This window comes from Flaviaesturariibacter aridisoli, from assembly GCF_004343705.1.
Taxonomy (GTDB): domain Bacteria; phylum Bacteroidota; class Bacteroidia; order Chitinophagales; family Chitinophagaceae; genus Flavisolibacter; species Flavisolibacter aridisoli.
Genome location: NZ_SKFH01000009.1, coordinates 115,797 through 128,423, shown reverse-complemented (window position 1 = coordinate 128,423; position 12,627 = coordinate 115,797). Strand labels below are relative to the sequence as shown.

The window sequence follows — 12,627 nt, the reverse complement described above, 5'->3', positions numbered from 1 at the left end:
GGTGTTTTCGGTTTTGGTTTCACGCTAGTGTTGCGGCGGGATCGATGCGGGCACTACGTTCTCTACCGGCGTCGTCGATTTCAGGTAGTGGAAAATGGCGCTCAGGTCGTCATCCGAAGCATTGCGGTATTGCGGCCAGGGCATCGGTGGCAGCAGCGAACGGCCGCCTTCCAGCCCTTTGTATTTGCCCTGGCGGATAGCGCGGAAAAACTGCTCTTCGGTCCAGTTGCCGATGCCGCTGGCGTCGGAGGTCAGGTTGGCTGCAAACGACACCCCCCAGGGACCCACGAATGCCGTGAGGTTGGGATGGAAAAGCACCCAATCCTTGGCCGCTTTCTGATCGATCGGGGGCAGCGCCAGCTTCGCCGGGTGACCGGAAAGCAGGTGCGCTGAATCAATTGCGGGCCCTTGCGCCGTCATGATCTTCGGCGAATGGCAATCGTTGCAACCCATCATGTTTACGAGGTAGTGACCACGTGCGATCAACTCGGATTCGGTGGGCTGTGCGGCCGTTTTCGGCCCATCGTTGAGGCCCTCGGTGTTTGCCGATGGTTCCTTAGCATTGTTGCAGGAGAGCAGGGCAGAGGCCGTGATCGCTACGACGCCGCCGAGAACAAGAAGTGTCCGTTTCATATGCGTGGTTTTGTGGCCTGTTTCCGAAGACACAGGCCGGGTGAAGGGTCAGGCGAAGACAGGGGTAATTTCAAGGCGGCGCCGGAGCGAGGCCCAGCGGGCCGGCGGCAACAAGGCTTCGGCTTTCTGAAGCAGGGTGTCGTAGGTAAGCTGCGGCGCGCCGGCGGCCACGGTTTTGAGCCATTGCACCGTATCGGCTTCGTTGTTGCCCAGCAGCATCCAGTGCGCGATGCGGTCGTGGATCCACGGCGGCGTGCTTTGCACGATGCGGAACTGCATGCCCATCACCTGCGCCACGGTATAGTAGCGAAGCAGCAGGTCGTTGAGGATGCGCTCTTCCTTGTCCATATGCTGGAGGTTGAAGGCAAGGAAGCTGCGGTAGGCCTGTTGCAGCGCGACACCGCACCCGGCACGGGCCGCAGCGTCGGCGACCGTCACGGCTTCTGCCGCGGCGAGCAGCTCGCACCCGATGCGGTGGTCTTCGGCGTGTTCGCGGGCAAAGCAATCGGCCACGGAAGGTTCATAGTCAGCAACGGCGGGAAGAATGTAGCGGTCCTCGTGGGCGGCATGCGTTTCAAACAGCAGGATCGTTTCGCGAACGGCATCGAGCGCGGCCGACGCTGCGTCTTCGTTGGAAAAATCCGTCTGCTGCAGCAGCTGCGCGGTATCGAAGAGCAGGCGGCGGAGCGCCTGGTGAATAAGCAGAAAAAAGTTGGTGCGTTTCATGGTTGGTTGGTTTTAATGGTTCAGGAGGGTATGGGAAGTTACCGATTTTTCAAAGGCTATTCCTGGTTTCGTGACACAAAAATGTACCCCGCGAAGAGCTTCGTCAAGGGGCAGCCGCATGAACTGCAACGTTTTCGGTATGGGCTGTAAACCCGCTTCCGGCGCAGGTTTGCCGTATTTCTACCGAGCCCTGCGGATGAATTGCCGCCGCGGTGTGATGAACTGCTGCGGAGCCCGATGATTTGCCCGCCGATGTCGGCCCGGCAGCTTATCTTTAGTTGACCAAAACATACCTCTGCGTGCGTCTCTTTTTCCTTGCCCTTTCGTGCCTGCTGGTGCTGTTGTGCGGTGCACAGCAAACGCGCCAGTATACCTTTCAGCATTTTACTACCGCCCAGGGGCTGGCGTCCAACTTCGTGTATTCGGTGGTGCAGGACGGTGACGGCTTTATCTGGCTGGCCACGCAAAACGGCCTGCAACGCTACGACGGCAACCGCTTCCTCACCGTGCAGCCCCAACCGCAATCGGCCGCCGACGGGCCCATCGACCGCGTGCTTTCCGTATGGTCGGACCGCCCCGGGCAGATCTGGCTGCTGGCCGGCAACAACCGCGTGGCCCTCTTCGACCCGCGCCGCTTCCGGTACCGCGAGGCCCGCGTGCTGGCCGCACGCGACAGCGTGGCCCACTACCGCAGCAAGTACTTCTTTTACGGGCACGACGGCAGCCTGTACCTCCACGAGAACTTCGGTCCCCTCCACCGCTTCGACGCCGCCTCGTTTTCGTTTCGCAAGGCGGAAGGCTTCCCGCTTGAAGCCGCCGGCAAGCGCCTGCTGGCGCGCATTACCTGGGACTCTACGGCCGGCCGCTACTGGGTTTGTGGCGACGACGGCCTCTTCGCCTGGGACCCGCGCCAGAAAAAGATCTACGGCCGCGGTCACCACGCCGACGCCGACGTGCCGCTCTTCGCGGGCGACACGAATTGCTACTTTGTTGAACCCACCGACCGGTACATTTACTACTGGTATTGGCGCCCCGAGCACGGCTGGCCCTATGTGCGGCGGATCGATAAGAAAACGCACCGCAACGAATCGTATATGCTGTCGCAGGAAATGGGAATCGGCTACCACGAGCCCACCGGCATTCTGCACCAGCGCTCCGGCCGCACCTGGATCCACGGCAACGCCTTCCTCGCCGAATGGACCGAGCGGGCACGTCCTTTTCTCCCCGTGCCCAACGAGGGCCGCTTCGAGCAAAGCATCCGCTACGACCAGCTGTATCATTCCTTCGAAGACGCGCAGCGAAACGTATGGCTCTGTACCGACAACGGCCTCTTTCTCTTCAACCCCGACGCGCAGCTGTTTACTTCCTACGGCCTTTTCCGTCCTGGCGGCGAGCCCAAAGAAGCACCCGTGCTCACCGTGTGCCAGCTGCCCGACAGCTCGTTCTTTATCGGCACCTGGTCGCAGGGACTATTTTACTACGACAAGGATTTCAACCCGCTGCCCTTGCCGCAAAGCCTGTCCCCCTACAACAAGTATTCGTATTGGGATATGGCCATCAACCGGCGCAGCGGTGCCGTGTGGATGGGGCTGCAGCCGGGCCGCTTTGTGCTGTACGAGCCGGCATCGGGCCGTTCGCGCTTGTATAACCCGCCCGTCCTGCGTAACCAGACCGTGCGCCAGGTGATTTCCGACCTGGTGGGCAATATGTGGATCGGGCTCAACGACGGCCGCGTGCTGAAGTGGGACTACGAAAAGGCCGGCGGCGACCCGATGACCGGCTACCAGGAAGTGCTCAAGGCCGGGCAGGTATCGAAGATCCACCGCGACCGCCTCGGCAACGTCTGGGTCGGCTGCTTCCTCAACGGCCTGTATTGCGTCCAGGCCGCCACGGGCAAGCTGCTGCGCTCCTGGAATGCATCCGGGCCCGAAGGGTACCGCCTGTTCAACAACGAAGTGACCGACATGTCGCAGCTCGACGACTCCACGCTGCTGGTCACGGCAGGATGCATCAACATCATCAACACCAAGACGGGCCGCGTGCGCTTCTTCAGTACCGCCGACGGGCTGCCTTCCGATCACGCCATGTCGATTCAGAAAGACTACCGCGGCATCTTCTGGATCGGGCTGAGCAACGGCCTTTGCCGCCTCAACCTCGACAAGCGGACGGTGGTTTTTTACGACCGCCGCGACGGCATGCTGTACGACAACTTTACCCGCTCGGGTGTAGAGCTGCTGTCGAACGGCAAGCTGCTGTTCTTCACCGACCACAACATCCTCACCTTCGACCCGCGGCGCTTCACGCAAAGCATGGCTCCACCTCGCCCCGCCATCACCGGCATCACGCTTCAGGGCGCCAACCTGCCGCTTGATTCGCTGCAGGCCGCCGGCACCCTCAACCTGCGCTACGACCGCAACGCCCTCAGCTTCGAGTTCAGCGGGCTCAGCTTCACCCCGCAGAAGAAGTTTCATTATTACTACATGCTCGAAGGCCTCGACAAGGATTGGGTGCACATCGAGAACGATAACCGCGCCATCTACAACTACATCCCGCCGGGTCGCTACACGTTCAAGGTGATGAGTGAGGACGCCGACGGCCTTACGAGCGAGGTGGCACTGTCGGTGCCGGTGCGCGTGCGCCCGCCCGTGTGGCAAACCTGGTGGTTCTATGCGCTGATGATCCTCATCGCCGCCTTCGGACTCTACCTCATCGACCGGGAGCGGATCCGTCGCTTGCGGGCCCTGCAGCAGGTGCGCACGCAGATTGCCGGCAACCTGCACCAGGAAGTGGAGACAACGCTCGGCGACATCCACGTGCTCAGCGAGATCGCCAAGATCCGCGCCGGCACCGACCTGGAGCAGTCCAAGGCCTTCATCGACCAGATCAGCAACAAGAGCCGCCACATGATGGAGGCGATGGACGATGTGCTGTGGAGCATCGATCCCGCCAATGACGGCATGCAGCAAATGCTGATGCGCATCCGCGAATTCACCGACGGCATCACGCGTAATCACACCATGGACATCGACCTCATCGTGGACCGCAAGGTGGAGCAGCTCGGCCTGAGCATGGCCCTGCGCCACGAGCTGTTTTTCTTTTATAAAGAGTCGATGCAGTTCCTGCTGCAGCACGTGATCTGCGACCAGGTATTCATCAACCTAAAACTCAAAGGACCCATGCTGCTGCTGGAGATCATCACCTCCTGCGAAGAAGACGTACCCGAATTCCGTAGCCGCTACCGCCAGGCCGTCGGTCCCCGCGTGCAGGCCATGAAGGGGCTGCTCGAGATCACGATGGACCATTCGAACCTCTCCATTGTGTTGCGAGTCGTGCTGTAAAGCCCCCTGTCCCCCGAAGGGGGCACCTAGGTCGGTTATTACGACGGTTTCAGTTACTCCTAAAGCATTGAATCGAAAACCCCGCCATAGGCGGGGTTTTCGATTCAATGAGCTTTCGGAATGATCGAAGGATAGGAAACATCGATCGAAGTGCCCCCTTCGGGGGATAGGGGGCCTATTTACCTAACCAGGTTTTAAACTCGGAGACCTTCTCCCGGCTCACGACGGCTTCCTTGTCGATCTCGGGTTTCAGCTCCAGCAGCAGCCGGTTGCCGAAGTAGTCGTGGATCTGGTGCACGCTGTTCACTGCCACGAGGAAGGAGCGGCTGATGCGGAAGAAGGAGTCCGGGCGCAGCTCCGTCACCAATTCGTCCATGGTATAGTCTACCACGAACTTACGGTTGTCGAAGGTCTTGAAGAAGTTGAGGCGACCGTCGCTGAAGAAGTAGGCGATCTCCTCCACCTCGATGGAAACGAGCTTCACGCCCAGCTTTACGAGGAAGCGTTTGCGGTAGTCTTTCGACTGGAGCTTTTGCTGCAGTTCGCGCACGATCTCCTCCACGCTCAGCTTCGGTGCCACGTTGTCTACCTGGTACAGGTTCTTCACCTGGCGAAACTTCTCGAGGGCCTGCTGAAGGTCTTCTTTCTGCACGGGCTTCAGCAGGTAGTCGATGCTGTTTACCTTGAACGCCTTGAGCGCATACTCGTCGTAGGAAGTAATGAAGATCACGGGGCTTTTCACCTTCGTGTGGTTGAAGATCTCGAAGCTTTGCCCGTCTGCAAGTTCGATGTCCATGAGGATAAGGTCGGGCGCCGGGTTCTTTTCCAGCCAGTTGACCGTGCCGCGGATGGAGTCGCTTTCGCCCACCACCACGGCACTTTCGTCCACGGCGGTGAGGGTCTTTTTCAGCTTCTTGATGGCGAGTTCTTCGTCTTCGACAATCAGGATGTTCATAAGCTTTCGTTTTGTGTGGTTGCAGTTGTTGGCGAGATAAAGGTAGGCTTTACGTTTTTGCTCCAGATCAGCGGAAGCACAACGCAGAAATTCTTTTCGTCCTGCAGGATGTGGAAGCCCGGTGCGTCGAGCAGGCTGTATTTGTGCTCGATGTTCTTGAGTCCGATCTTGTTGGAGAAGGGCTGCGCGTTGCGGCGCTGCAGGTTGTTACTTACCACGAGCTTGTTGCCGGCGGTGGTGAAGATGTCGATCACCAGCGGTTGCTCGCGGCACAGGATGTTGTGCTTGACGGCATTTTCCACCAGCAATTGCAGGCTTAGCGAGGGCAGGAGGTAGGGCTCGTATTTGCGGTCTACCTCGACCCGCAGCTGGATCGAGTCGCCGTGGCGCGTTTGCAGCAGGCGGAAGTACGATTCGATGAAGCGCATCTCGGTCTTCACCGTGCTGAGACCGTCCTGGTTGTTGCGCAGCAGGTAGCGGTACACCTGGCTCAGCTCGTTGAGAAAGGCCTCCGCCTGGCGGCTGTCCTCGGAGATCAGCGACGACAGCGTATTGAAACAGTTGAACAGGAAGTGCGGGTTTACCTGGCTTTTCAGTGTATTGAATTCCTGCTGCACGGTCAATTGCTGCAGGCGCTTTTTTTCGTCCAGGCTGTATTTGAGTTTCACAAAAAAGTGGTCGGCTTCCCAGAGGGCGGTGGCGAGCATGGACACGGCGAGGCCTACCAGCAGGGCGAAATGATATTTGCCCGTCTCGAGGCGATAGCCCAGGAAGCGGATGGCGTCGAAGCCGTAGAAGATGAGGGTGTAGCTGGCCACGGTAACGCTTATATGGGCAAGCGCCAGCAAGGTGAGCCGCCGAGATGTCTGACCCACATGCGGCAGGCGGATGCGCAGCCAGTGCATGACCAGTATTTGTACGTACCAGGTGGCCAGGCCGATAAGAAACACCGTGGGCAGGCCGAACAGCCAGATGTCGCGGTCGGTGAAAAGGCGTATGTTGAACAGCAGGTTGTTGAGCAAAATGGATAGGAAGGGCATGGCGATCAGAAACGACAGCCATTCCGAGCGCAGGGGCTTCATCCAGTTTACGCTTTGCTTGTCCATGCGTGGTTTTCTTCGTGAATGAGGGGAACGGTGATGGTGCGTACGCGCCCTTCTTCGGCGATGTGGAGCTCCTGGCCCACGAGCAGCTGGAACTTGGAGCGCAGGTTTTCGAGCACGGCTTCGCCGGCGAGGGCGCGTTCGCTCTGGAAGCGGTCCTGCTTGTTGTGGCGCACCAGTAGTCGGCCGTTGGCAGCGCTTACGTGGATGCGCAGGGGCTCGTCGCGCGAGAAGCTATTCTGCTCCAGGATGTCTTCGAAGATGAACTGCAGCGTCATCGGCGGCAGCAGCAATTCCTGCTCGTTCTCTGCGGCTTCCGTTTCGAGGCGGAAGGCCGGCCCGTAGCGCTCCTGCAACAGGTAGGCATAGGAGCGGAGGAAGGAAAGTTCGCGGAGGAGCGGCACCAGGTAGTCGTCGTTGTTGCGCAGCAGGTAGCGATACACTTTGCACAGCTCGTCGAGGAACGCTTCGGCGGCCTCGGCATCTTCCGGGATCAGCGAAGAGAGGGTGTTGAGGCTGTTGAACAGGAAGTGCGGGTTGACCTGGCTTTTGAGGCCCAGCAGCTGGCTTTGCAGGTAGGCGTGGCGCAACTGCTCGGTTTCTGCAAGCGTGGCCTTGTACCGCCCGAAGCGCGCCATGCCCTCGTTGAGAAAGGTGAGAAAGACCGTCAGGATTGCGCAGAAGCAGTACACCAGCACAAAGTCGCCCTCCTGGAAGTGGTAGCCGAAATAGTTCACATAGTCGTAACCGCGCAGCATCAGCGAAAGCACCACGAAATCGGTGAGCAGGAACAGGGAGAGGGCCAGCGACATGCGGCGGTACATCTGGCCGGGGCCGGGGAAGCGCTCCACGAGCAGTACGCCGATCTGGGTAAAGAGCAGGTAGGCGCCGCCCAGTACGGCAAAGGTGCTTAGCGTGGTGCCGGCGCAAAGGGCGGGCTCGGTCCAATAGCGCTTCCCGTACAAAAAAAGGTTCAGCATCACCGTCAGCGGGAGCATGCTGCTCAGCAGTACGGTGCCGTCGCGGCCGGTATAGCGAGGCATATGGAACAAACGCCAGCTCATCAGGGCCCAAGTTATTGCGTTTCCGTCGAACAGCACGCCCCGGGCGGGCCGGGGGCCGCAATGCCTGCATGAACTGCGGCTTTTAGGTGACGGACCGGTTGGCGTCTCCTGGGTGGTGGGCGATACCCCGGGGCCTCTTGCCGTAGAAAAGCCGAAACCGGCCTATTTTGATTTTTTTTGCATCGAAAGGAGTAGGAACTTTATGGAAACAATCCGATATGAAAAGCCCCTTTTCCTCTTGCAGCCCTATCCTTCCCATCTGGGAAAAGGGCGTGCTGCTCGCGCAGCGCACCGAGGGCTTCCACACCCTGAGCCTCTACCAGCTGGAGGATCACTACATCGAAGTAACGCACCACAGCCATTTCAACGTGGTACTGCGCGTCGCCACCTTCCGCGACACCGCCCACCTGGACCCGTATCTTGCCGGTGTGGACATTTTCGCGCTGCTGGCCTGACCAATTGTGGTTGTAATTCTACTGGGCGCCCCACTTGCGGGCGCTTTTTCGTACCTCCGGGCGGTGGGCGCAGGCAGGTTTGAGGATTGAGACGGGCAAATCGGGAAAACCCGGAAACACTAACTGCACAGCCGTTTGTTCCATAAAAAACTGGCACAATCCTTCGATTAATATACACGAAGCAAGCAGGCCGCATGAGTGTTTAAGTGAAAAGGTGTGTGTGAGGTCGGCCGCTTTCTTCAACCTTATTGATTCGCTACCTGGCGAATAGTTGCTAACCTATCCTAACACCGCGGCTCCCTTTTGGAGCCGCATTTTTTTTACTCCCTACTACCCGGAATTGGGTATTGCCGGGCTGGCGCCGGGGGGCTTAGCTTTGTTTCATGATCTTCCGCCCGCTGCTCCGCTCCCTGCTTTTCGCCGTGGCCACTGCTGCAGGCGTGGTTTCCTGTGCGCAGCAATCGGTGCCGTTGCCGGCAGGCATCGACTCCCGTGCGTTCAACGTAAGCAGGCTTCTGGCACCCGCCGCCGGGCGCCTCGCGTTTCTCCGCAACGATTTTTCGGAGACCCGCCTGTATTTCTACAACCTGCGCCGCCTGGCGGCGCCCGATAGCATTGTGCTGGGCGGAAGCTGGGAAAATGGCGCCTGGAGTGCCGACGGACGGCGCCTCCTGTTGTACGGAAACAACGCGGGGGACTACGGAGCACCCGGGCTGCTCCTGCTCGATAGTGCCGGGGCGGAGCGGCGCCGCCTATCGCTGCCCCTGGCCGATTCGGCGAGCGGGCTTCGGTACAAATTGCTCAACTGGGTGATCGACAGCGCCGGAACGACGGCCCTGGCCGTGCTCTACAGCCTTCCGCAAACAGGTGCCGCGTATGAGTCGGAGCTCAACTCAATCCTTTCCGAGGCCAAGACCTACCGGTACCAGCTGGCGCGCATCAACCTCGAAAGCGGCCGCGTGGAGCTGTTGCCCGTGGATGCAACTTACCTGCGTTTCGCGGGCTTCTGGAAAGGCACGCCGCTGTTGCTGAAAGGTGCGCAGCCGGTGAAGTACCAAACGATCTTCGACCTGTTCCAGGTTGATTTCGCTACCGCCAGGCTCAAGGCACTCGGCGCCGAAAGCCTGCTGCGCAACGAAAGCATCGAACAGATATCCGTACAGGCGGGCACAGACCTGTTACTTCAAACCGAAGGAAGCATTTACCGCTACCGCCCGGACGGGTTCGGGCTCGTTTTTTACCAACCGTTGCACCGAAGCAAAAGCCTGCGGATGCAGGCCGCGGGCGGGCGCCTGCTGGTGATCGGCGAAGCGCAACATTTTGCCGAGAACGAACTGTGGGTGCTCCATGCCGACGGACGGGTAGTGCATCACGCCGACCTGCGCGCCGCCCTGCCACAAACTGCTTTTTTCCTTCAGGATACACTACGCACGCTGCTGGTGGACAGCAACCGGTTGACCCTGCAAACGCACTTGCCGGCGGCCGTTGCGGAGAACCGCGAGATCCAGGTGCAGCTTCCTTTCCAGGCCGATACGCGCCTGCGCCTGAAGGGCACTCCCTACCTGATCGAATACAACCAGGCCGAGTGGCAGGTGATCGACCTTGACGCCCAACTGGTTGTGTACCGGAAAAAAACAGATGACTATGGGCAACGTTTTTTGGCGCTTGACGGCCAACCGTACGTGCTGCGCTACAGCGGCCAGCAGGCCGAAGTGCTGCGCGTGGGCGACTGGGACCGTCCCGTAGCCGCGCTGCCCTTAAAGCACGCCGCGCTCGGAACCGGCAGCAGCCTGTACCAGGGTGTCATCGATCTCAAAAGCCTGCAGTGGAACCCGGTAACGCAGCTGCTGAGCGGCGTGTTTCAATCCGACTCGTCTTACTACATGGCCCTCTGGCAGCAAAAGCCTTTCTGGAAACTCACCCACGTAGTCCGCCTTGGCAAAGAATTCCCGTTTGAGCGTGGCTCCTGGGGCGACGCAAAAGAGCGGCCGGTCTCGAAAGTGGAATGCGTGGCCGCCGTCGCCTTTCATCTTACCGAAGCGGAGTGGCGACAACCCTCCGCCCAGCTGACACGGCAGGTGCTGGCCTATGCCGCCCGCTGGTCGCTGCCGCCGGCGGTGCTGAAGGAAGAGATCTTCCACGCTTCCGAGCAAAAGGGGAGCCCCGGGCAGGGAAGCTTGCTCTGCACCTTCCGCTACAACGACGTAAGCGGGTACCTGCTCGCCAACCTGCGTGCACCGGGACGCTCGGTCTATTTCGCGCCTGTCGAAATGCGCAGCCTGTTCCCGACCTATGGCTTCGTGCCGTTGGATAAAGACAAACAGGTATACGGTTTCGAGCTTTCCGACGAAGGAAACGTGGTCACCCTGAGCACGCTTTCAGGATTGGTGGAATACGACCTGCGTATCCGTAAATCCGTTCAGCGCAAGCCGCCGGGGGAATACGCGTCGTTGCCGGGTGATGCACCATTCCTGCTCGAAGACGCGGGATTGCTGCTGGCGAACAGCCAGTGGCTGGACCGCTATACGCTGCTGCCGCTGCGCAAGCCCACCGGAGGCCTGATTGCCGACTCGGCAGGCTACGACCCCGGTACACGGACCTTCCGCGTCAACCGCACCGCCGGCGGTAAAGGGATTGTAGAAATACGGTTCGATCGCCTCCGCCTGCAGACTGCTACTGTCAGCCCTGCGCCGTTGACCTCGGTACTGCGCCGTGACAGTACGATCCGATTTTTCCTCCCGGAAAGGGGCTATTGGGTACACGTTAATGCCGGCGGCATTGCGCTCGATACCGGTGCCACCATTTATAACGATGCGCCCGCCCGCCGTTTTCGCTCCGACCTGAACGGGCGTGTTGATTTCATCCAGGTATTGCCGGCCGAAAAAGCGGTCGTTATTGGCAGCGCGGCCAGCGGTCTGTACGAATGCTGGTCGCTCACCGACGAGCAACAACGTTTCCGCCTCCTGATCACCGACGACCAGAATTTCGTGCTCCAGGCGGCTTCCGGTTACTATTACGCCACACCGGGCGCCGTGCCGCAGATCGGCTTGTTGCGCGGCGGTCGCGGCATCCCGGCGCAATGGCTGGATGCGGAACTGAACCGCCCCGACCGGGTGCTGGCCGAACTCGCCGATACAAGCAATAAGGACGTGGCGACGCTGCTGCGCCTGTATCGCGGCGCCGTGGAAAAGAAAGCCGCCGCCGCCCTGCGCACCGCCACCGCCGGCGCGCCCGCACTCACCCTCCGGACCGACGCAGGTAGCCGCACGGCCCAGGGGGTGCTCGGAATTAGCTGGAACGTTCAGGCAGGGGCGCAGCCCCTCAAGCGCATGCAGCTTTATGCCAACCAGGTGCCGGTATGGGATACCGTATTTCTACAGCCATTGGCGAAGTGGGACGGGGCCCTGAAGTTGCCGCTGGTATCGGGTGAGAACCAGTTGGTGCTGGTGGCCACCGACAACGCGGGAACCAGCAGCCTGCCGGCATTCCGCCGCGTGGTGTATGCGCCCGCAACGCCGCTGCCGGCGCGCACCTGGGTGATCAGCGTGGCAGTGAACCGCTATGCCGATACCGCGCGCAGCCTGCGTTTCGCCGTAAAAGACGGCCACGACCTGCTGGCGGCGCTCCGGGCCAGTGGCGGCCAGGTGCTGACCGACTCGCTCTTCGATGAATCAGTAACGCCGGAAGCGCTGCGGGCGCTGCGTGGCAAGTTGCTGCGCACCGGCGTGGAAGACCGGGTGGTGCTCAGCTTTTCCGGCCACGGCATGCTCGATAAGAACCTCGACTTCTACTACGCTACGGCGCCTATGGACTTTTCGGACCCGCAGAAATACGGGTTCTCCTTCAGCGAGCTCGAAGGCCTGCTCACCGGGATCCCGGCGCGGCGCCGCCTCTTGCTCATCGACGCCTGTAACAGCGGTAATGTGGACAAGGATACGGCTACACTGGCGCAAGTCAGTGCGGGCGTGCAGTTGCAACACCGCGCGCCCGATGGTAGCCGCGGCGTGGTGGTGCCGAAGCCCGCGGGCATGAGCAGTACTGAAGTGTTCGGCCAGCTTTTTTCGCAAAGCAGTGGCCGCAGCGGTGCAGAGATCATCGCCGCCACCGCCGGCAATGCGTTTGCCTACGAGTCGGAAAAGTGGCAGAACGGCGTCTTTACTTACGCCATCCTGCAGGCCCTCGGCAGCGCGAGCGACCTCGACAAGGACTACAACAACGGCCTGTCGGTGCGTGAATTGAAACAATTTGTGTACCCGCTGGTGCAGCAACTGACGGCCGGCCGCCAGCAGCCGCTGGCACGCTATGAAAACGCGGGTTATGACTGGGACCTCGTGCCCGTGCCCCAGGACTGAG

The 12,627-nt window shown here is 60.4% G+C and carries 8 protein-coding genes; 3 read left to right on the top strand and 5 right to left on the bottom strand.

The features are described 5' to 3' along the window. Positions 1-24 precede the first annotated feature (24 nt). Both E0486_RS07985 and E0486_RS07980 read right to left on the bottom strand, forming a co-directional pair. Positions 25-633, bottom strand: a complete 609-nt coding sequence (locus E0486_RS07985) for a c-type cytochrome (RefSeq protein WP_131851629.1) — start codon at positions 631-633, stop codon at positions 25-27. A gap of 48 nt (positions 634-681) precedes the next feature. Continuing rightward, positions 682-1,359 (bottom strand): hemerythrin domain-containing protein, encoded by a 678-nt coding sequence (locus tag E0486_RS07980; RefSeq protein WP_131851628.1) that lies wholly within the window; start codon positions 1,357-1,359, stop codon positions 682-684. Positions 1,360-1,658: 299 nt separating this feature from the next. Between E0486_RS07980 and E0486_RS07975 the strand changes: the two genes are divergently transcribed. Beyond that, positions 1,659-4,697: a ligand-binding sensor domain-containing protein gene (locus E0486_RS07975; RefSeq protein ID WP_165917239.1), complete on the top strand. Its 3,039-nt coding sequence runs from the start codon at positions 1,659-1,661 to the stop codon at positions 4,695-4,697. A gap of 175 nt (positions 4,698-4,872) precedes the next feature. Here the strand turns inward: E0486_RS07975 and E0486_RS07970 are convergent, their stop codons facing one another. Genes E0486_RS07970 through E0486_RS07960 form a run of 3 tightly spaced genes read right to left on the bottom strand, consistent with a single transcriptional unit; the run spans position 4,873 to position 7,819 of the window. Next, positions 4,873-5,652, bottom strand: a complete 780-nt coding sequence (locus tag E0486_RS07970; protein WP_131851626.1) for a LytR/AlgR family response regulator transcription factor — start codon at positions 5,650-5,652, stop codon at positions 4,873-4,875. Continuing rightward, positions 5,649-6,758, bottom strand: coding sequence for a sensor histidine kinase (locus E0486_RS07965; RefSeq protein ID WP_131851625.1), 1,110 nt, complete (start codon positions 6,756-6,758; stop codon positions 5,649-5,651). The genes E0486_RS07970 and E0486_RS07965 overlap by 4 nt, the downstream gene beginning before the upstream one ends. Beyond that, on the bottom strand, positions 6,740-7,819 hold the full coding sequence (locus E0486_RS07960; RefSeq protein WP_131851624.1) for a sensor histidine kinase: 1,080 nt from the start codon (positions 7,817-7,819) through the stop codon (positions 6,740-6,742). Before E0486_RS07960 ends, E0486_RS07965 begins: the two co-directional genes overlap by 19 nt. Before the next feature lie 218 nt (positions 7,820-8,037). On the opposite strand from E0486_RS07960, the gene E0486_RS07955 reads away from it, so the two are divergent. Continuing rightward, positions 8,038-8,274, top strand: a complete 237-nt coding sequence (locus E0486_RS07955) for a hypothetical protein (RefSeq protein ID WP_131851623.1) — start codon at positions 8,038-8,040, stop codon at positions 8,272-8,274. Between the two features lie 383 nt (positions 8,275-8,657). After that, positions 8,658-12,626 carry a caspase family protein gene (locus E0486_RS07950; RefSeq protein ID WP_131851622.1) on the top strand — a complete coding sequence of 1,323 codons (3,969 nt, stop codon included), beginning with the start codon at positions 8,658-8,660 and terminating at the stop codon, positions 12,624-12,626. Position 12,627 lies beyond the last annotated feature (1 nt).

Coding starts and splice junctions, on each gene's coding strand:
- E0486_RS07985 (WP_131851629.1), bottom strand. CDS start 633: ATGAAACGGACACTTCTTGTTCTCGGCGGCGTCGTAGCGATCACGGCC.
- E0486_RS07980 (WP_131851628.1), bottom strand. CDS start 1,359: ATGAAACGCACCAACTTTTTTCTGCTTATTCACCAGGCGCTCCGCCGC.
- E0486_RS07970 (WP_131851626.1), bottom strand. CDS start 5,652: ATGAACATCCTGATTGTCGAAGACGAAGAACTCGCCATCAAGAAGCTG.
- E0486_RS07965 (WP_131851625.1), bottom strand. CDS start 6,758: ATGGACAAGCAAAGCGTAAACTGGATGAAGCCCCTGCGCTCGGAATGG.
- E0486_RS07960 (WP_131851624.1), bottom strand. CDS start 7,819: ATGAGCTGGCGTTTGTTCCATATGCCTCGCTATACCGGCCGCGACGGC.
- E0486_RS07955 (WP_131851623.1), top strand. CDS start 8,038: ATGAAAAGCCCCTTTTCCTCTTGCAGCCCTATCCTTCCCATCTGGGAA.
- E0486_RS07950 (WP_131851622.1), top strand. CDS start 8,658: ATGATCTTCCGCCCGCTGCTCCGCTCCCTGCTTTTCGCCGTGGCCACT.